The following is an 18,296-nucleotide window of genomic DNA, read 5'->3' as shown; positions in this document are numbered from 1 at the left end:
CTACCGGGCCGGCGTCGTCCTCGCTTCGCTGATCCTGTGGCTGCGAGCCGAGGAGCAATAGCCCCCACCAAGATCAATTACGAGACACGGCCTAGGGCCTAGACGGCCACGGCCTTGGCGCGGTCGGCGGCGATGTGCACGGCGAGGCCGGCGAGGACGGTGCCCATCACGTAGCGCTGGATCCGCAGCCAACCGGGACGGCGGTTGAGGAAGGCCGCGATGCCGCCCGCGCTCACCGCGATCAGGCCGTTGACGGTGATCGCGATCGCGATCTGGGTCAGGCCCAGCAGCAGGCTCTGCGCGGCGACGTGACCGCGTTCCGGGGCCACGAACTGGGGCAGCAGCGAGATGTACATGATGGCGATCTTGGGGTTGAGCAGGCAGGTGAGGAAGCCCATCGTGAACAGTCGGCGCGGCGGGTCCGGCGGCAGCTGCTGCGGGGCGAAGACCGCCGTGCCGCCCGGTTTGACGGCCTTCCAGGCCAGCCAGAGCAGGTATCCGGCGCCGGCCAGCTTGATCGCGGTGTAGAGGGCGGGCACCACTGAGAACACGGCGGCCACCCCGGCCGTCACGGCGACCAGGTAGACCAGGAAGCCGGCCGCGACCCCGATCAGCGAGATCAGCCCGGCGCGGCGACCCTGCGCGATCGAGCGCGAGACCAGGTAGATCATGTTCGGCCCGGGAGACAGCACCATGCCCAGAGCCACGGCGGCGATGCCCAGCACGGCCTGGCCGTCCACGGCCGATGTCAACGCGTCCATGCGAGGAGGCTAGAGCGGGCGATCGGGTCGATGCAATGATGACTTTGCGCTCGGTGCAATGTGCCGAACGGACCGGTCGTCGTGGCGGCCGACTGCGCTGGGACCACGGGAGGGCCGACCGCCGATGGACGACTACCGCCTGATCGCCGACCGGATCGCCGCCGAGATCACGGACGGGCGGCTGCGGCCCGGCCAGCAGCTGCCCACCCAGCGCGCGTTCGCCCGCAGCCGGGGCATCGCCGCCTCGACGGCGGGGCGCGTCTACCGGGAGCTGGCCCGGCGCGGGCTGACCGTCGGGGAGGTCGGGCGCGGGACCTTCGTCCGGGCCGGGCGGGCCCCGGACGGCGCCCCGGTGGCGCTCGCGGAACCGGCCACCGCCCCCGTGGACCTGGAGCTCAACTACCCCTCCGTCCCCGGCCAGGCCGAGCTGCTGGCGGGCGGACTGGCGCCCCTGCTGCGACCGGACGCGTTGGGGGACGCCCTGCGGCCGGTCGGCGCGGCCGGGACGGGCGCGGCCCGGCGGGCGTTCGCGGCTCTGGTGTCGGCCGCCACCTCCCAGGACGTCGCACGTGAATTCGAAGGGGCCGTCGCTGGAGACACCGCCTGGGAGGTCGGGCCGGAGCGACTGCTGTTCGCCGGCAACGGGCGGCAGGCCATCGCCGGGGCGCTGTCCGCGCTGGTGCCGCCCGGGCAGCGGCTGGGCGTGGAGGAGCTGACCTATCCGGTGGTCAGAGCGGTGGCGGAGCGACTGGGCATCGTGCTGGTGCCGCTGGCCATGGACGAGTACGGGCTGGTGCCGGACGCGGTGGCGGCCGCTCACCGGGCCGGGCCGCTGCGCGCGGTGTACGTCCAGCCGCGGCTGCAGAACCCGCTCGGTACGAGCCTGCCGCCGGAGCGGGCGGCGGCGCTCGCGGCGGTGCTGCGCGGGCTCGACCTGCCGGCCGTCGAGGACGCCGTCTGGTCGTTCCTGCGGCCCGATCTGGCACCGCTGGCCGCACACGCGCCGGAGCGCACCGTACTCGTGGACAGCCTCTCCAAGCGGCTCGCCCCGGGACTGACCACCGGGTTCGCGGTCGTCCCGGCGGGCCTGCGCGAGCGGGTGGCAGGCGCGCTGCGCTCGGGCGGGTGGACGCCGAGCGGCTTCGCGCTGGAGGCCGCGGTGCGCTGGATCGGGGACGGCACGCTGGCCGCGGTGCAGGCGGCGAAGCGGGCCGACGCGACGGCCCGGCAGCTGCTGGCGCGCGAGCTGCTGACGGGGCAGCGGCTGCGGTCCGACCCGAGCTCGTACTACCTGTGGTGGGAGCTGCCGACGGGTCTGCGGGCGGAGGCCTTCGTCGCGCAGGCCGCGCGCGCCGGGATCTCGGTCACGCCCGCGGCGGCCTTCGCCGTCGATCCCCGGCGCTCGCCCTCCGCCGTCCGGGTCGGGCTCGCTTCCCCGCCGCTGCCGGTCCTGGCGCGGGCGCTGGAGACGCTGGCGGGGATCGCGGGCACTGACAGCTGACAGATTTCGAAATCTGTCAGCTGTCAGCTGTTAGTCATCGGCTGTCAGTTGTCAGTCGTCGGCTGCCATCTGTTCGCCGTCAGCCGTCGGTCCCCGCCCCGCTCCGGCTCCCCCGCACCGCCGTGTCCGCCGCGCCCCCGGCGCCGACGGCGCGCAGGCGGCTGGCGGCGGTGGCGGCGAGCTGGGGCGCCAGCCGGGCCACGTCCCGGGAGCCGACCACCGCGATCAGGCTCGGCAGCAGCCAGCGGACCGGCTGCATCCCGCGCAGCCACGCCTGGGCGTAGACGTGGGCGGACCGGCGGGCGATCCCGGCGACGATCCGGTCCACCGCGGGCTCCAGCGGGTACGTCTTGTTCGCCGGCCACGGCAGCCGGGAGCGCATCTGCTTCAGCACCGCGTCCTCGTCGGCCCCGCGCACCATGTCCGTGTCGGTCCAACTCAGGTACCCCACCCCAACCTTGACCCCCTGGAAGGCCACCTCGGCGCGGATCGAGTGGGCGAAGGCCTCCACGCCGGACTTGCTGGCGCAGTAAGCGCTCATCAGCGGCGCCGGGGTCAGCGCGGCGAGCGAGGCGATCTGGAGCAGGTACCCCCGGCTCTCGGCGAGCGCGGGCAGGAAGGCCCGCGCGGTGGCCACGCTGCCGAGCAGGTTGACCTCGATGACCCGGCTGAACGCCCTGTGGTCGCTGTCGGTCAGCGGTCCGCCGATCGCGATCCCGGCGTTGGCGACGACGGTGTCGATCCGCCCGTAGTGCTCCTTGATCCGCCGGGCGGTGTCCTCGAGCGCGTCGAGGTCGGTGACGTCCACCTCCCAGCTGGTCGCGGACGGGCCGCACTGCGCGGCGACGGCCTTCAGCTCCTCCGGCTCGAGCCCCAGCAGGGCCACCTTGGCTCCGCGCCGGGCGAGCTTGCGGGCCAGCGAGGCACCGACGCCGCGCGCGGCCCCGGTGACGACGACGACCTGTGCGGAAAACGGCGGGATCGCGTTCATGCGACGGCGGTCCTCTCCTCGGCGGAATCGGAATCGGAAGCGGAGTCGGGAGCGGGAACGGGAGCGGGAACGGAGTCGGAGACAGGCGCGGGCGCGGGCACGGCGGCGGGCGCGGACGTCAGGTACGCGGAGGCCATCCGGTGGATCTCGGCGGCGACCTCCTCCGGACGCTCCAGCGGTGCCATGTGGCCGACCCCGGGCAGCAGCAACAGCCCCTGCGGGTCCTGGAGTCGGGAGACGATCCGATGGGCGTGCACCGGCGGGGTCAGCCGGTCGTCGGTGCCGACCACCACCGCGGTGGGCGCGGCGAGCCGGGCGAGCCCGGCGTGGACGTCCAACCGGTCCAGCACCGCGGCCCAGTTGGCGCGGACGGCGGTCGGGCAGGCGTGCACGATCCGGGCCGTCGCCTCGACCTGACCGGCGGGCGAACCTGGCCCCATGGTGGCGTACTTGAGCGCCGCCCGGCTGACCGGAGAGACCGGCCCTAGCGGCATCCGGGAGCGCAGCAGCTGCCGGTGCAGGAAGCGCCGCAGGCCCCGGGCGCGTACGGCGGGCGGCAGGACGGTGAGTTCGGCCACCAGGTCGCCCGGGCCGGTGGAGACCAGGACGGCCGCGGCGGTGCGTTCGGCGACCTCGGGACGGCCGCCGGCGGCCATGACGGTCATCCCGCCCATGCTGTGCCCGGCCAGTACGGCCCGCTCGCCCGCCGGAACGGTCCGCGCGAGTACGGCGGACAGGTCCTCGGCGAGCGCCCGGGTCGAGTAGCGGGCCCGGCTCGGCGGGATCTCGCTGTGCCCGTGGCCGCGCTGGTCGTACGCCACCACCCGGTACCGGTCGGCGAGTCGGCGGATGACCGGGGCCCAGAAGACGGTCGAGCAGGTCCAGCCGTGCGCGAGCACCACGGTGGGCGCGCCGGGCTGGCCGTGCACCTCGACGTGCAGCCGGATGCCGTCGGCCGACCGGACGCTCAACTCCTCCGCCGGGACCGGCGGTTCGTACTCCTCGGGCAGATGGACACGGGTCACGCGGAGACCTCCTGGACGGTACGGGCGGCGGCCGGTGCGCCGCGCATGATCAGCTCGTACTCGCCGAGGTCGACCCTGCGGGTGGCCCGGCGGAACGCGGTGGTGGAACCGGGCCAGAGCACGGTGTTCCTGCCGCTCGGGTCGAGGTACCAGCTGCGGCAGCCGCCGGTGGTCCAGACGGTGCGGTCCATCCGGTGCTGGAGTTCGAGGTTCCACTGCCGCTGGGCCCGCACGGTGGGCTGCATCGCGGCCGCGCCGATCGAGCCGAGCGTGGTCAACGCGTCGATCAGGTAGTTCAGTTGGGACTCGATCATCAGGATCATCGAGCTGTTGCCGAGGCCGGTGTTGGGCCCGATGACGAAGAAGAGGTTCGGGAAGCCGCGCACGGTCGAGCCGCGCAGCGCCTCCATGCCGTCCTTCCACTCCTCCGCCAGGCTGGTGCCGTCGATTCCGAACACCCGGGCGCCGATGGGCATGTCGGTGACGTGGAAGCCGGTGCCGAAGACGATCGCGTCCACCTCGTGCTCGCTGCCGTCGGCGGCGACCAGCGTGGAGCCGCGCAGTTCGCGCAGGCCGGAGGAGACGACCTCGGTGTTGGCCGCCGCGAGCGCCGGGTAGTAGGTGTTGCTGAGCAGGATGCGCTTGCAGCCGATCCGGTAGTCCGGGGTGAGCCTGGCACGCAGCGCCGGGTCGGAGACGCCCTGGGCGATGTGGCGTTCGGCGAGCTGCTGGACCAGGCGCAGCAGTCCGGGGCGGCGCACGAACGCGTCCACCTGGAGCTCGCGGAGCGCGAAGAGGGTGCCGCGGCGGATCTTCGTGGTGACCGGCAGGCGGCCGTGCAGCCACTTCTCCAGCTGGGTGATCTCGCGGTCGCGGCGCGGCAGCACCCAGGCCGGGGTGCGCTGGAAGACCGTCAGTTTGCCGACCGCGGGCTGGATCGACGGGATGATCTGGGCGGCGGAGGCGCCGGTGCCGACCATCGCCACGCGCTTGCCGGTCAGGTCGAAGTCGTGGTCCCAGCGGGAGGAGTGGAACACCTTGCCGGGGAAGCCGGCCAGTCCGGGCAGGTCGGGGATCTGCGGGTCGGCGAGCGGTCCGGCGGCGGAGACGACGGCGTCGGCGGTCCACTGACCGGCCGAGGTGGTGATCCGCCAGCGGGTCTGCTCGCTCTCCCAACGGGCTTCCAGGACTTCGGTGTTGAAGCGCAGGTGGGGACGGAGACCGAAGACGGTGGCGACCTTCTCCAGGTAGGCGCGGATGTCCGGCTGGCCGGAGAAGCTGCGCGGCCATTCGGGGTTGGGCGCGAAGGAGAAGGAGTAGAGGTGCGAGGGCACGTCGCAGGCGCAGCCGGGGTAGCTGTTGTCGCGCCAGGTGCCGCCGACCGAGTCCGCCCGCTCCAGGACCACGAAGTCGGTGATCCCGGCACGACGCAGTCGGACCGCGGCGCCGAGGCCGCCGAAGCCGGAGCCGATCACCGCCACCCGGACGTGCGGAACGGGCTCCTGCGCAGCGGTGGTGTCGGTCGCTGCGGACGCGCCGGAGCGGGGGCGCTTGCTGCTGGATGCCATGCGGCAACCTCCTGAGGGTGGGACGGTGATCGTCGCGCTCTCCCGGAGCCCCTCGGCCCCGGAACCTCCCGGGGAGACTCGCCTCCGGGACCCTGCCAATCGCGCCAGCAATCACTGGCACGGTTGGCAGGGTAGCCCTTGCTGACACCGGATGGAAGAAGCACGACGGCTCCGGTTCGGGGAGCCTTCCGAGCCGGCGGTCCTATGCTGATCGCCGTGGACAAGGTCAGAGCTGCTGCGGGCGACAGAAAACGCGAGTACCGGGTGGAGGAACTGGCCGAAGCCGCCGGCATCACCACCCGCACCCTGCGCTTCTACCGCGAGCGCAAACTGCTGCAGCCGCCCCGCCGGGAGGGCCGGATCGCCTGGTACGGCGAGGAGCACCTGGCTCGGCTGCGGATGATCGCCGAACTCCTCGAACGCGGCCACACCCTGGGCGGCATCGCCGAGCTGATCGGCGCCGGCGAGAGCGGTCGGGACGTCGCCGAGCTGATCGGGCTGGAGGCGGCGATCGTCGCGCCGTGGTCCGACGAGACCCCGGTGCGCCTGGACTGGGAGGAGCTGAGGGCCGCCTTCGGCGACCAGCTCACCGAGGAGAACACCGCCGAATCGATCGCCCAGGGCTACATCACCGTCGAGGAGCACGGCATCACCCACGTCAGCCGCCGGCTGATGGAGGCCACCACCGAGCTGGTGGCGGAGGGGGTGCCGCTCGCGGCGGTGCTGGAGGCGAGCCGGCGGACCCGGGAGCACGTGGACGCCATCGCCGAGATCTTCATCGAGGTGGTCAGCGAGCACCTGCTCAGCGCGCTGGCCGCCGACACCCCGCTCCCGCCCGGCACGGCGGCCCGGCTCACCGAGCGCATCATGCGGGTCCGGCCGCTGGCACGGACGGTCGCGGACGCCCAGTTCACCCTCGCGATGGACCGGCGGGTGCACGCCGAGTACGCGGAACTCCTGCGCCAGCGACGGGAGAACGGTTCCGAGGCGTAGGCGGGCCGCCGTGCGGGCAGGGATTCCGGCGCCCCGCCCGTACGTTGGAGGTGCCGCCGATGCCCCGACCGCTCAGCCGCCGCGCCGCGCTCGGCCTCGCCGCCGGACTCGCCCCGGGGCTCGCGCTCGCCGCCTGCGGGTCCGGCGCCACGGCGCCGAGCGGCGGTTCGGGCGCCGGTTCGTCCGGCACGGGCGGCACGGGCGGCAGCCGGACGGTCCGGCACGCGCGTGGCGAGAGCACCGTGCCGGCGCGGGCGAGCCGGGTGGTGGTCCTGGACACCGACGCGCTGGACTCGGCGGTCACCCTCGGCCTCAGCCCGGTCGGCGCGACCACCGTCGCCGCGGGCGCGTCCTTCCCCACGTATCTGCCCGCCGAGCGGCTGGCAGGGACGAAGCCCGTCGGGGCCATCGGGCAGCCCAGCCTGGAGGCGATCGCGGCACTGCGGCCGGACCTCATCCTGAGCAACCAGGTCCGCGACGACAAGCGGTACGACCAACTCTCGAAGATCGCGCCGACGGTGCTCTCCGGGACCACCGGGCCGACCTGGAAGGAGAACGTCCGACTGCACGCCGAGGCGCTGGGCCGCCAGGCCGAGGCCGACGCGGCGGACGCGGCGTACCGGGCGAAGCTGCGGGACCTGGTCACCGCGCTCGGCGGTCCGGCCAGGGCGGCGGCCACCCGGGTCGAGATGGCCCGCTTCCTGGCGGGCGCGCCGACCAGGCTCTACCTGAACGACACCTTCGTCGGCTCGCTGTTCAAGGACCTCGGCCTCGGGCGGCCCGCCAACCAGGACAAGCCCGGCTTCTCCATGGAGATCAGCCCCGAGCAGGTGGACCAGGCGGCGGCCGACGTCATCTTCTACTCGGTGTACGGGGACGCGGCCAAGTCCGACCAGGGCAAGATCACCGAGGGGGCGCTCTGGAGGAACCTGGACGCCGTGCGCAGCGGGCGGGTGTTCCGGGTGGACGACAACCTGTGGATGCTCGGCATCGGCTACAGCGGGGCCGGGCTGATCCTGGACGAGATCCGCAGGGACCTGGCTCCGGCGGGCGGGTGAGGGGCGGCGCCAAGGCGCCGAACAAATGACAGTCGACGGCTTTCAGCGAACAGATGACAGATGACAGATGACAGATGATGAAATCTGTCACCTGTCATCTGCCACGCCCCACCGCCCGTCACCCCCGCGCGTACCGCCCCGGCCGCAGCCGCCCGGTGCCCGCGAGGAAGACCACGAACCCGCCGAGGACGATCCACCCGGGCCAGCCCGCCAGCGACATGGTGAGCGGGTCCAGCTCGGCGCCCGGGGCCGCGAACTCCCGGACCATCGACACGCTCATGCTGCTGGCGAAGGCGTGTGCCAGCACCGCCGGGACGACCGACCCCGAGCGCAGCCTCAGCCAGGTGAAGACCGGCAGGACGAGCACGCAGCTCACCGTCAGCGCGGGCACCGCCAGGTACCAGGGTCGCCCCGGGTACTGCCCGCCCATCAGCAGGGTCGGCAGGTGCCAGAGCGCGAAGGCCGTACCGGTGAGCAGGTAGGCCCGCACCAGTCCCGCCGTACCGCCCCCGAACTGCAGCAACCGGGGGAAGAGGAAGCCCTGCCAGCCGATCTCCTCGCCGAAGAACAGCGGCAGCGAGAGCACCATCCCGATCAGCCCCTGGACCGCCCACGACCCGACCCGGCCCGCGTCCAACAAGCCGAAGCCGGCGAACGGGTAGCCGCCCACCAGTGCGCCGAGCACCAGTGTCGCGGCGGTCAGCCCACCGATGACCCCGAGCGGCAGCAGGAGGGCCCGAACCGCGCGGGCCCGTGGCCGCGGCATGCGCAGCGCGAGCGCCTCCCGTACCGCGCCGCCGCGCTCGACGAAGCGGACCACGAGCAGCGCCGCCAGCGCCGGGGCCAACATGGCGGCCGCGATGCAGAGTTGCTCCAGCGTGCCGACCTCCTCCCGGGCGTCGGAGCGCCGGTATCCGTCAGCGAGCAGCGGCGTCATGGCCGCCCACATTCCGGCGTAGGCGAGCACCAGGTAGACCAGCAGGCCGCGTCGCCGGACGGCGCCCGGCAGGGTCGGCGTCGGTTGCGTGAGCCGCGTCGATGGCGTCGGCTGGGTGGGTCGTGTCATGCCGAGCACGCTACGGACCCGAAGGCTCACCCCGTAACCAAGTGCACTTCCGCTCCAGGGAGTTGTCCGCTACCACGCCGATGGTCGAGTTTTCTGGGTGGACAAGGGCCCACTGGAGGTGCTCGTGCGCGCCCCGCGCCCCACCGACCGTCACCCTGCGTCCCGCGAACCACCGCGGAAGCTGCAGCGGGGCAGGAATTGACGTATCGTCAGACCTCACACGGCCGGGGCGACGGTGGTCCGCTCACCGTCGCCCCCGCCGTACTCCCGCCGACCGCCCACCAGTGCCCGGGAGCCCGTTCCGTTCACGTTGGCGGCCGACCAGGCGGCGGCGACGGCATTGGACTCCACGCTGGGGGCGGGAACGGCGTGGGCGCGGCCCGGCCGGCCACCGTTCACTGGAAGCGCCACTCCTGGGCGGTGTTGCCGGGGGTGCAGGTGACCATCGTGACCGCGCCGCCGGGGCCGTTGTTGGTCATGCAGCTCTGGCCCTGGTAGTCGGCGAGGGTGTAGGAGCCGGCCGAGCTCCCGGTACGGACGCTCCAGTTGGTGAGGAAGCTGAAGCCACCGCTCAGGGTGACCTTCCCGTCCATCGTCTGGACCATCTGCGGGCCGCCGTTGTTGCAGGCGTTGAAGAGGATCCATGCGCCGGGGTTGGTCGAACGCACCCAGCCGTACTGCGCGTGGCCGCCGACCACGATCGGGTTGTCGCCGTTCAGGTTGTCGTCGCGCATCCCGATCGCGCGGCCGTCCTTCACGCTGACGATGGTGCTCCAGCTGGTGCCGCCGCAGGACGCGGGCCGGCTCGGGCTCTGCGGGGCGGTGGTGGTGCCGCCGCCGGTGGTCTGGGCCGGGGGCTGCGGGTTCTGGTTGGCGGGCGGGTTGGGCGGGTTGCCACCGCCTGGCTGGTTCGCCTGACCGGCCGACGACCCGCCCGCGGCCGTACCGGTGCCCGTGCCGCCGGTCCGGCTGCCGCCCGATCCGCCGCTCACGCCGTTGCCGCCCTGACCCGCGGTCGGGACCGGAGGGACCGGCACCTGCGGCTGGTTCTGGGCGGCGCCGGGCGTCTGCTGGTCCGGGCCCGGGGTGGCCGCCGGGGTGTCGGTCGGCGCCGGGGCGGCGGGCGCGGTGGTGGCCGCGGGCGCCGAGGTGGCGGCGCCCGGGTTCACGGGGGCGGTGACCACCACGGTCGGCTGGGCGGCGGGCGGCTGGGCGGCATCGGAGTTGCCGGCGCCGCGGTCGATCAGGAGCACGGTCGCCGTGCCCATCGAGATGACGACGGGGATGACGACGGGCACCAGCAGGGTGCGCCGCGTCCGTCGGCGGCCGGGCTCGGTCTGCGCCTGCGGCTCCACCTTCGCGACCTCGTCCGGTGCCGGGGTGCCGCCCGCGGGTGCCACCACGGCCCCCGCCGCGGCGGGCTCCGCGGCACCGCCCTTGGCCAGGTCCACGGCGCCGCCCTTGGCCGGCTTCGCCGCACCGCCCTCGGCCGCACCGCCGCCAACCGCCCCGTCGCCAGCCGCCCCGCCCACCGCCGCACCGCCGTCAGCCGCAGCACCGGCGCGGGGCCGGAGCGGGATGGTCCCGCTGTCTGCCGCACCGATCTCCGCGGGCCCCGGCTCGCCGACCGGACCGTCGACCCCCGCGCGCGCCGCACGGGCCGCCGCACGGGCCGCCGCCGCCATCTCGGCGGCGTCCGCGTACCGCTCCTCGGGCTTCTTGGCGAGCGCCCGGGCGACCAGCGCCCGCACCGGCGCCGGGAAGGTGTCCGGCAGTTCCGGCACCGGCTGGTTGACGTGCTTGAGCGCGATCTGGAGCGGCCCGTCACCGGAGTACGGCGGCTCGCCGACCAGCAGTTCGTAGCAGACCACGCCGATCGAGTAGAGGTCGGTGACCGGCCCGAGGTTCGCTCCCTCGGCCTGCTCCGGGGACATGTAGAGCGCGGTGCCGATGATCGCGAACGGCGCGGTGAGCTTGGTGCTGGCGAGCGCCCGGGCGATGCCGAAGTCGGTGATGGCCACCCGTCCGTCGGCGCGCACCATCAGGTTGGACGGCTTGATATCCCGGTGCACGATCTCCCGCCGGTGCGCGGCGTGCAGCGCGTCCAGGGCGCCGGCCACCAGGTCGAGGGCGCGCTCGACGGTCATCGGGCCGGTGTCCGTGAGCACCCGGTCCAGCGGACGGCCGTCGATCAGCTCCATGACGATGTAGGCGCAGCGTTCCTCGCCGTCGCCGCCGCTCTCGCCGTAGTCGTGGACGCCCACCACGCCGGGGTGGTCGACCGCGGCGACCAGCTGGGCCTCGCGGCGGAAGCGCTGGGCCGAGGTGTCGTCCTCCAGCAGCTCCGAGCGGAGGATCTTGACCGCGACCTGCCGTGCCAGCACGGTGTCCTCGGCCTTCCAGACCGAGCCCATCGCGCCGCCACCGATCTTCTCGACCAGCTCGTACCGGCCGCCGAGCACGGTGCCCGCCCCGCTCATACCCCTGCTCCCCCGTGTTCCGTGCCCCGCCCCGACGGGTCATCGGCACACAGTGTGCCAGAGGGTGTCGCGGGCTCAGCAGCCCAGGTCCGAAAAGGAATTGAGCACGAATTGTCAGACCTTGAGGAAGTATCGGGCGTGATCCGCAACTTCTCGGACGGCCGCGACGACCGCCCTGGGCCGGTCGGCCTGGATGACGTGACCGGCGCCGTGGACGGTGCCGTGCGTCGCCCGGACGGCACTCCTCGCCACGCATGCCTGCAGCGCGGTCCAGCGGCGGCGCATCGGCCCGGGCAGGCCCCGGGTCGCGCTCAGGACCGCCACCGGCATCGCGAGCGGCCGCGCGGCAGCACGGCGCCGCCGGATCTCGGGTGCCGCGAGGGCCGCCATTCGCAGCTCGGCGAGAACGGCCCGCCATTGGTGCCGGTACGCGATCACGGCCGCCTCGGCCCGGTCGAGCGGCCCCGCCGCTCCGGGCGTCGTCGACGGCGGCGACACCCGTGCCGGCCCGGTCCGGAGCAGCCACAACCGGGTCAGTACGGCCTCGGCGACCCGGATGGACCGCGGCTGGAACTCCTCGTGCCCGGGGTCGACCAGCACCAGCCCGGCCACCAGCTCCGGCCGCTGCCAGGCGAGGAGTTGGGCCAGCTGGCCGCCCCAGCTGTGCCCGACCAGCAGGGCCGGTCCCGCGTCCAGGTGCCGCACCAGGGCGGCCAGGTCGGCGATCTGACCGTCCAGGGTCGGGGCGGTGGCACGCCCGGGTGCGCTGGCGCCGAGCCCGGCCCGGTCGTACGCCACCACCCGTCCGTACCGGGCGAGTTCGGGCAGGACGGCCGACCAGGTGAGCGCCGTGGTGCCGCAACCCGCGATCAGGACCACCGGCACGGCGCCGCCCCGGCCGGCCTCCACCCAGCGCAACGCCCTTCCCCCGCATTCGAGTTCGTCTGGGCCCGGCTCCCCGCCCTCGAATCCGCCGCCCTCGAGTCCGCCGCCCTCGAGTCCGCCGCCCTCGAGTCCGCCGCAGTCGAGTTCACCGCCGCGCACGCCGCCGGGCAGGTGCTCGCCGAGCGCCCGCGCGATGGCCTCCTGGACGCTCCGCAGGCCCGGCCCGGCGAGCGCCCTCCGTTCGCTCCGACTGGTGTTCATGAGCGATCCCCCTGGATCGGTCGTCCGGCCCCTCCCCCGGAGCCCGGTTCCGCACGGCCTGCGAGCTGGCCGGTCAACACCTCAGCGGGCCGGCCGGTCAACAGGCCGGCCGATCAGCAGGCCGTCAGGCCCTCAGGCCCTCAGGCCGGCAGCGTCCGCTTCAGCACGCCGAGCAGCGCGTCCCAGTGCCGCTCGGCGGCCGCCGCGTCGTAACGGGTGGTGTCGGCCTGGGTGTAGCCGTGCGGGGCGCCGGTGTAGACCTCCGCCCGGTACCGGACACCGGCGGCGGCGAGGGCCGCGGCGAGCCGGTCGATCTGCTCGGGCGGCAGCGACGGGTCACCGTCCGCGTGGCCGAAGTACAGCTCGGCGGTGATCCGGTCGGCGCCCAGGTGCGGGCTGTCGGGGCTGTCGGTGGCGAGGCCGCCGCCGTGGAATCCGGCCGCGACGGCGATCCGGTCCGGGTGGCCGGCGGCCGTGTACAGCGCCAGCCGGGCCCCGAGGCAGTAGCCGGTCAGGCCGACCGGGCCGTCCTGGACCAGCGGGGAGTCGGCGAGCCAGTGCAAGTACGCGTCCGCGTCGCGGGTCGCCGCCTCCGGGGTGAGTTCGTCGAGCAGCGGGACGATCCGGGCGAAGAGTTCGTCGGCCCGCTCCACGTCGATGAGTTCCGGCAGTTCGACGACCGGCGCGCGGCCGCCGCGGTAGAAGGCGTTGGGGACGAGCACGGTGTACCCGGCCGCGGCCAGCCGGTCGGCCATCCGCTCCAGGTGCGGACGGAGCCCGAAGGCGTCCATGTAGAGGATGACGCCCGGGTGGGCCCGGCCGTCGTCGGGGTGGGCGAGGTAGGTGTCGGCGGTGCCGTCCGCCGTCGGGATGTCCACGAGGGTTCCGCGCACGGGCATGGTGAGGGCGCTCCTTATCGGTGTCGTCCGGCAGCGTATCCGGTGGGTCCGCCCCCGCCCACGCGCTTTTCGTCGCACCGCGCCCACCCCGCGTCCGCGGTTCGCGTGGGGAACGCCGCGGCCCCGCGGCCCCGTTGAACGGGCATGGGCTGGATCGTGGGTGTGGCGGCGGTGGTCGTGGCGGTGCTGGGGATGGTGCTGCTGGCGGTGTGGCAGGTCGAGGACGAGTCCTCGTCGCGACCGCGGCAACGCGGGCCGGGGACCGGGCTGGGCGTCGGCGGGCTGGAGGAGCTGCACGCGCTGTTCAGCCCGGGCAAGCAGGTGCAGGTCGAGCAGGAACGGGAGCGGCTCGTGCTGCGGGACGACGCGCGGGCCGGAGCGCCGCCGCGGTTCGGCGTGGACCTGGACCGGGGTTTGGCGGTGCTGCCCGGCGGCGCCGCGGGCCGTATGCCCGGCCCCGCGCCGCGCGCGGACGGCGCCACGGTCACGGCCGGCCGGGCGCCCGGGGAGACGGAGGCTCAGGCGCCCCGGGCGCGGGAGCGGAGCACCGACCGGTAGCCGTCCGGGTCGGCCGTCGTCGCGCCGTGCTCGCCCCGGTACGGGGTGTGGGGCTCGCCCCGGGTGCCGCCGGCCTCCTCCGGCCGACGGACGGGAGACATGCTGCCGCGGCGGGGCTGTGAACGAGCCGTCAGAGCCATGAGAGCCGTCAGAGCCGTCGCAGCCGCTCCTCGTCGGAGGTCCGCGGGCAGGTCAGGCACGCGGTCGCCGCCGGCCCGACCGCGTAGTAGAGGCAGCAGCCGAGCCGGGTGCGGGTCTGGTGGGCGCGCCCGTCGGGGGTGTGCAGCCGGCGGAAGTCGGCGCCGCCGGGCAGCGGCAGGGTGCCGCCGGGCAGGACCGACTCGGCGGCGGCGACGGAGGCGTCCTCCTCGCCGAGCATCCGACCGAGGTACCAGATGGCGGAGGCCAGGTCGTCCGTCACCATGCCCCAGAGCGCGCGGTCGCGGCGTCGGGTGGGGCCGGCGAACGCGGTGAGCACCGGTCCGAGGTGCGCGACCACGGCCGTCCGCAGTTCGGCGCGCAGTTCGTCGTCGCCGGGCAGGGTGACGTGCCCGCGCGGGCGCAGCGCGAGGTCGCCGGTGGGGGCGTGCAGCCAGAGGTCGCCGGGGTCGACGGCGGGGACCCGGCGGGCGAGGTGCCAGGGGCCGGCGATCAGCAGGCAGGCCGACCAGGCGTAGTGGTGGAGCAGCCGGGAGGCGGTGACGTGCGGTCGGGGGGCGCGGCCGTGCTCGTCGGCGATGCGGGCCTCCTCACCGGCCAGGACGGCGGCCAGTGCCCGTTCGTCGGTGGCGAGTTCGGTTCCGGAGTACCAGCCGTCGGCGGCGCACGGGTCGGGCTCGGCGGCGTCGAGCAGACGCAGCTCCAGCACCGGGCACAGCTCCAGCAGCCGCCGGTAGTCGGCGACCAGCACCGAGGACGCGGCGGGCCCGACGGGCACGCAGTCCGCGGCGGGCCCCACCGGCGCGGGGGCCGCGACGGACGCGGCAGCCCCGGAGTGCGCGACGGACAGGGGTGTTCCGGGAACCATTGACACTCCCGTAGATCGATTCCACATGATCGATTAAGGTGAGGCTCACCTTACAATGCATCACGGCAACCGGCGACCCCCCGACCCCACCGGTCGGTTCATCGGTCCAATCGGTCGAACCGACCAAAAGCTTGACGAGATTAGGTAAACCTAACCTAAGATGTCTCTTCGTGCTGAGAACCGACCCGCCGGCCCCCACAGCCCCGGCGCCGCCCCGCTCCCCGGCGATCCGGCAGCCCCTGCTGCTGCTCGCCGGCGCGTGCGCGCTCGTGCTGTGTGCCGCCCTGAGCCTTGCGCTGGGCTCCCGATCCATCCCGCTCTCCACCGTGATCGACGCCCTCACCGGTGCCGCCCACGGCGGTGACGCCGATGTGGTGACGGGCCTTCGGGTCCCGCGCACGCTCATCGGACTGGCGGTCGGGGCCGCGCTCGGCGTCGCCGGGGCGGTCGCCCAGGGCGTCACCCGCAATCCGCTGGCCTCCCCGATCACCCTCGGCATCAACGCCGGGGCGAGCCTCTTCGTGGTCGCCGCGATCTACACGCTGGACCTCTCCCGGACGGTCGAGTACGTCTGGTTCGCCTTCGCCGGCGCGGCGGTCGCCGCCGTCGCCGCGTACGCGATGTCCCGGCGCGGTGGAGACCTCGACCCGGTCCGGCTGGCGCTCGGCGGCACCGTGCTCACCGTTGTGCTCACCTCCTGGACCTCCTCGCTGATGCTGGCCAGTCACCGCACCCTGGACGAGGCCCGGTTCTGGCTGGCCGGCTCGATCGCCGGGCGGCACCTGGACACCCTCACCCCCGTCCTGCCCTTCCTCGCACTCGGCCTGGTCGGCGCGCTCGCCATCGCGCCCGCACTGAACGCGCTGGCGCTCGGCGACGAGACCGCGCAGGCGCTGGGCGTGCCGGTGGCCCGGATCCGGGTGGTCGGCGGACTCGCCGTCGTACTGCTCGCGGGCGGCGCGGTCGCCGTCGCCGGACCGGTGGCGTTCATCGGACTGGCCGCCCCTCACCTGGTCCGTCCGCTGCTCGGCAACGACCACCGCTGGCTGCTGCCCGGCTGCCTGATCACCGGCCCGGTGCTGCTGCTCACCGCCGACGTCCTCGGCCGGCTGGTGGTCCGCCCGTCCGAGATCGAGGTCGGCATCGTCACCGCGTTCCTCGGTGCGCCGCTGCTCGCGGTGCTGGCCCGGAAGGTGGCCAAGTGAGCACGCTCGCCCTGCCCGTACGGGCCCTCGCCCGCCGCCGGACCCGTACCGCCGTCTGGTCGCTGGTGGCCGCCGCGCTGCTGGTGCTGCTGACCGGGATCGCGCTCGGCACCGGACGGCTCAGCATCTCCGCCTGGGACGCGCTGCTCGCCCTGGTCGGCCAGGGCGAGCCCGGGGACGTCCTGGTGGTGCAGCAGTTCCGGGCGCCCCGGGTGTTCTCGGCGCTGATCGCGGGCGCCGGGCTGGCGGTGGCCGGCTCGATGCTCCAGCGGCTGTTCCGCAACCCGCTGGCCGCCCCCGACACCATCGGCATCACCGGCGGCGCCTCCTTCGGCGCGGCGCTGATGCTCGCCGCCGGCGCCTCCCAGCAGCTGATCCCGCTGGCCGCGGTGGGTGGCGGGCTGCTCGCGGCGCTGCTGCTCGGCGGCTTCGCCTGGCGCTCCAAGATGGCCGTCACCCGCCTGGTGCTGGTCGGCCTGGCGGTCCAGCAGGGCCTGGCCGCCGCCGTGAATCTGATGATCGTACGGTTCCCGGCCGAACTGGCCTCCTCCGCGCTCCAGTGGACCACCGGCTCGCTCTACGGCCGCAACTGGACGGAGGTGTGGATCGGCGGCACCGCCATCGCGCTGACCACCACCGCCCTGCTGCTCTGCCAGCGGCGGGTCGCGGTGCTCGACCTCGGCGACGACTCGGCCGGCGGCCTCGGCCTCAACCCGGCCCGGGACCGGATCTGGCTGCTGCTGCTCACCATCACGCTGGCCTCGCTGGCCGCCGCGCTCACCGGGCCGGTCGCGTTCGTCGCGCTCGCCGTCCCGCACCTGGTCCGGCTGCTCGCCGGGCCGCCCACCCTCGGCACGCTCGGCCTCACCGCGCTCACCGGCGCCGTGCTGCTGCTCTCCGCCGACCTCCTCGTGCTGCACGTGATCCCCGTCCACGGCCTGCCGGTCGGTGCCGTCACCGCCACCCTCGGCGCGCCCTGGCTCCTGGTGCTGATGATCCGCCAGGGCCGGCTTCCCCAGAGGAGCAGCTGATGACCTCCGTCGAGACGACCACCGGGACCCCCGGCGCGGCCGGGACGGCCGGGGCCACCGAGTCCACCGGGACCGCCGCGGTCTCCGGTACGGCTGCCGGTACGACCACCGGTACGGCGGCGGGCGCTGCCACCGGTGCCGCCGCGAACCGGCTCGCCACCCGGGGCCTCGGCCTGCGCTACGGCGACCGGGCCATCGTGGACGGGCTGGACCTCGAACTGCCCGGCAACGCCGTCACCGCGATCGTCGGGCCGAACGCCTGCGGCAAGTCCACGCTGCTGCGCGGACTGGTCCGGCTGCTCGACCCGGCCGCCGGGACGGTCACCCTGGACGGCTCCGACATCCACCGGATGCCCGCCCGGGCGCTCGCCAGGCGGATGGGCCTGCTGCCGCAGCAGCCCGTCACCCCGGAGGCCGTCACCGTCGAGGCGCTGGTGCGCCTCGGGCGCTACCCGCACCAGCGGATGCTCAGCCCGTGGTCCAAGGCGGACCAGGCCGCGGTCGAGGAGGCGCTGGAGCGCACCGGCACCGCCGAGCTGCGCGACCGCCAGGTGGACCGGCTCTCCGGCGGGCAGCGCCAGCGGGTCTGGATCGCGCTCGCGCTCGCCCAGGAGACCGACCTGCTGCTGCTGGACGAGCCGACCACCTTCCTGGACCTGCGCCACCAGCTGGACGTCCTCGACCTGGTCGCCGACCTGCACGCCGAGGCAGGGCGCACCGTCGTGATGGTGCTGCACGACCTCGGCCAGGCCGCCCGGTACGCCGACCACCTGGTCGTGCTCAAGGACGGCCGGCTCGCGGCCGCCGGGCCGCCGTCGGAGGTGCTGACGGCGGACCTGGTGGAGAGCGTCTTCCAGGTGCCGTGCCGGGTCGTGCCCGACCCGGAGACCGGCACACCGCTGGTCGTGCCGCGGGCGCGCCGACGCGGCGGCGCCACCCCGTCCGGCATGTGACCTCATCGCCCTCACCGACTGCCGAACTCCCCCA

At 74.5% G+C, this 18,296-nt stretch carries 17 protein-coding genes; 7 read left to right on the top strand and 10 right to left on the bottom strand.

Translation table 11 applies throughout. The features are described 5' to 3' along the window. Positions 1–98 precede the first annotated feature (98 nt). The gene (locus ACFY0X_RS25330; RefSeq protein ID WP_387757770.1) at positions 99–761 is read right to left on the bottom strand and encodes a LysE family translocator; all 663 of its coding nucleotides are present in this window, start codon (positions 759–761) and stop codon (positions 99–101) included. Between the two features lie 124 nt (positions 762–885). Between ACFY0X_RS25330 and ACFY0X_RS25325 the strand changes: the two genes are divergently transcribed. Then, positions 886–2,262 (top strand): PLP-dependent aminotransferase family protein, encoded by a 1,377-nt coding sequence (locus tag ACFY0X_RS25325; protein ID WP_387757768.1) that lies wholly within the window; start codon positions 886–888, stop codon positions 2,260–2,262. A 79-nt stretch (positions 2,263–2,341) separates the two neighbouring features. Here the strand turns inward: ACFY0X_RS25325 and ACFY0X_RS25320 are convergent, their stop codons facing one another. Genes ACFY0X_RS25320 through ACFY0X_RS25310 form a run of 3 tightly spaced genes read right to left on the bottom strand, consistent with a single transcriptional unit; the run spans position 2,342 to position 5,846 of the window. Continuing rightward, the gene (locus ACFY0X_RS25320) at positions 2,342–3,253 is read right to left on the bottom strand and encodes an SDR family oxidoreductase (protein ID WP_387757767.1); all 912 of its coding nucleotides are present in this window, start codon (positions 3,251–3,253) and stop codon (positions 2,342–2,344) included. After that, positions 3,250–4,278 (bottom strand): alpha/beta fold hydrolase, encoded by a 1,029-nt coding sequence (locus ACFY0X_RS25315; RefSeq protein ID WP_387757765.1) that lies wholly within the window; start codon positions 4,276–4,278, stop codon positions 3,250–3,252. Before ACFY0X_RS25315 ends, ACFY0X_RS25320 begins: the two co-directional genes overlap by 4 nt. After that, positions 4,275–5,846, bottom strand: a complete 1,572-nt coding sequence (locus tag ACFY0X_RS25310; protein ID WP_387757763.1) for a flavin-containing monooxygenase — start codon at positions 5,844–5,846, stop codon at positions 4,275–4,277. The genes ACFY0X_RS25315 and ACFY0X_RS25310 overlap by 4 nt, the downstream gene beginning before the upstream one ends. Positions 5,847–6,050: 204 nt before the next feature. Between ACFY0X_RS25310 and ACFY0X_RS25305 the strand changes: the two genes are divergently transcribed. Further along, complete coding sequence (locus tag ACFY0X_RS25305) at positions 6,051–6,839, top strand: MerR family transcriptional regulator (protein WP_387757761.1); 789 nt, start codon at positions 6,051–6,053, stop codon at positions 6,837–6,839. A gap of 59 nt (positions 6,840–6,898) precedes the next feature. Next, on the top strand, positions 6,899–7,897 hold the full coding sequence (locus ACFY0X_RS25300; RefSeq protein ID WP_387757759.1) for an ABC transporter substrate-binding protein: 999 nt from the start codon (positions 6,899–6,901) through the stop codon (positions 7,895–7,897). A gap of 118 nt (positions 7,898–8,015) precedes the next feature. Here ACFY0X_RS25300 and ACFY0X_RS25295 read toward each other — a convergent pair whose 3' ends face one another. The 5 genes from ACFY0X_RS25295 to ACFY0X_RS25275 all read right to left on the bottom strand — a co-directional run bounded on the left by ACFY0X_RS25295 (position 8,016) and on the right by ACFY0X_RS25275 (position 13,488). After that, entirely contained in the window at positions 8,016–8,963 is a 948-nt protein-coding gene (locus ACFY0X_RS25295; RefSeq protein ID WP_387757757.1) for a CPBP family intramembrane glutamic endopeptidase, read from the bottom strand. A 216-nt stretch (positions 8,964–9,179) separates the two neighbouring features. Next, the gene (locus tag ACFY0X_RS25290) at positions 9,180–9,362 is read right to left on the bottom strand and encodes a hypothetical protein (protein ID WP_387757755.1); all 183 of its coding nucleotides are present in this window, start codon (positions 9,360–9,362) and stop codon (positions 9,180–9,182) included. Continuing rightward, entirely contained in the window at positions 9,359–11,443 is a 2,085-nt protein-coding gene (locus tag ACFY0X_RS25285; RefSeq protein ID WP_387757753.1) for a serine/threonine-protein kinase, read from the bottom strand. Before ACFY0X_RS25285 ends, ACFY0X_RS25290 begins: the two co-directional genes overlap by 4 nt. A gap of 114 nt (positions 11,444–11,557) precedes the next feature. Further along, the gene (locus ACFY0X_RS25280) at positions 11,558–12,589 is read right to left on the bottom strand and encodes an alpha/beta fold hydrolase (RefSeq protein WP_387757751.1); all 1,032 of its coding nucleotides are present in this window, start codon (positions 12,587–12,589) and stop codon (positions 11,558–11,560) included. 140 nt (positions 12,590–12,729) lie between these two features. Next, entirely contained in the window at positions 12,730–13,488 is a 759-nt protein-coding gene (locus ACFY0X_RS25275; RefSeq protein WP_387757749.1) for a dienelactone hydrolase family protein, read from the bottom strand. Between the two features lie 144 nt (positions 13,489–13,632). Between ACFY0X_RS25275 and ACFY0X_RS25270 the strand changes: the two genes are divergently transcribed. After that, positions 13,633–14,046, top strand: a complete 414-nt coding sequence (locus ACFY0X_RS25270; protein ID WP_387757747.1) for a DUF6191 domain-containing protein — start codon at positions 13,633–13,635, stop codon at positions 14,044–14,046. 148 nt (positions 14,047–14,194) lie between these two features. Here ACFY0X_RS25270 and ACFY0X_RS25265 read toward each other — a convergent pair whose 3' ends face one another. After that, positions 14,195–15,073 (bottom strand): (2Fe-2S)-binding protein, encoded by an 879-nt coding sequence (locus ACFY0X_RS25265; protein ID WP_387757745.1) that lies wholly within the window; start codon positions 15,071–15,073, stop codon positions 14,195–14,197. A 227-nt stretch (positions 15,074–15,300) separates the two neighbouring features. On the opposite strand from ACFY0X_RS25265, the gene ACFY0X_RS25260 reads away from it, so the two are divergent. From ACFY0X_RS25260 to ACFY0X_RS25250, 3 genes are read left to right on the top strand one after another with little or no spacing between them, the layout of a single operon-like run. Beyond that, entirely contained in the window at positions 15,301–16,278 is a 978-nt protein-coding gene (locus tag ACFY0X_RS25260; protein ID WP_387757790.1) for a FecCD family ABC transporter permease, read from the top strand. Next, positions 16,275–17,309, top strand: coding sequence for a FecCD family ABC transporter permease (locus ACFY0X_RS25255; RefSeq protein WP_387757743.1), 1,035 nt, complete (start codon positions 16,275–16,277; stop codon positions 17,307–17,309). The genes ACFY0X_RS25260 and ACFY0X_RS25255 overlap by 4 nt, the downstream gene beginning before the upstream one ends. Next, positions 17,309–18,262, top strand: coding sequence for an ABC transporter ATP-binding protein (locus ACFY0X_RS25250; protein ID WP_387757741.1), 954 nt, complete (start codon positions 17,309–17,311; stop codon positions 18,260–18,262). Before ACFY0X_RS25255 ends, ACFY0X_RS25250 begins: the two co-directional genes overlap by 1 nt. The last annotated feature ends 34 nt before the right edge of the window (positions 18,263–18,296 follow it).

Origin of the sequence: Kitasatospora sp. NPDC001547 (assembly GCF_042894165.1) — a bacterium.
GTDB lineage: Bacteria > Actinomycetota > Actinomycetes > Streptomycetales > Streptomycetaceae > Kitasatospora.
The sequence above is the reverse complement of the archived record's forward strand: the minus strand, read 5'-3'. Positions and strand labels throughout refer to the sequence as shown.

Bases quoted from the DNA above. Each gene is read 5' to 3' on its own strand.
- ACFY0X_RS25330 (WP_387757770.1), bottom strand. From the start codon at position 761: ATGGACGCGTTGACATCGGCCGTGGACGGCCAGGCCGTGCTGGGCATC.
- ACFY0X_RS25325 (WP_387757768.1), top strand. From the start codon at position 886: ATGGACGACTACCGCCTGATCGCCGACCGGATCGCCGCCGAGATCACG.
- ACFY0X_RS25320 (WP_387757767.1), bottom strand. From the start codon at position 3,253: ATGAACGCGATCCCGCCGTTTTCCGCACAGGTCGTCGTCGTCACCGGG.
- ACFY0X_RS25310 (WP_387757763.1), bottom strand. From the start codon at position 5,846: ATGGCATCCAGCAGCAAGCGCCCCCGCTCCGGCGCGTCCGCAGCGACC.
- ACFY0X_RS25305 (WP_387757761.1), top strand. From the start codon at position 6,051: ATGCTGATCGCCGTGGACAAGGTCAGAGCTGCTGCGGGCGACAGAAAA.
- ACFY0X_RS25300 (WP_387757759.1), top strand. From the start codon at position 6,899: ATGCCCCGACCGCTCAGCCGCCGCGCCGCGCTCGGCCTCGCCGCCGGA.
- ACFY0X_RS25295 (WP_387757757.1), bottom strand. From the start codon at position 8,963: ATGACACGACCCACCCAGCCGACGCCATCGACGCGGCTCACGCAACCG.
- ACFY0X_RS25285 (WP_387757753.1), bottom strand. From the start codon at position 11,443: ATGAGCGGGGCGGGCACCGTGCTCGGCGGCCGGTACGAGCTGGTCGAG.
- ACFY0X_RS25280 (WP_387757751.1), bottom strand. From the start codon at position 12,589: ATGAACACCAGTCGGAGCGAACGGAGGGCGCTCGCCGGGCCGGGCCTG.
- ACFY0X_RS25275 (WP_387757749.1), bottom strand. From the start codon at position 13,488: ATGCCCGTGCGCGGAACCCTCGTGGACATCCCGACGGCGGACGGCACC.
- ACFY0X_RS25270 (WP_387757747.1), top strand. From the start codon at position 13,633: ATGGGCTGGATCGTGGGTGTGGCGGCGGTGGTCGTGGCGGTGCTGGGG.
- ACFY0X_RS25265 (WP_387757745.1), bottom strand. From the start codon at position 15,073: ATGGTTCCCGGAACACCCCTGTCCGTCGCGCACTCCGGGGCTGCCGCG.
- ACFY0X_RS25250 (WP_387757741.1), top strand. From the start codon at position 17,309: ATGACCTCCGTCGAGACGACCACCGGGACCCCCGGCGCGGCCGGGACG.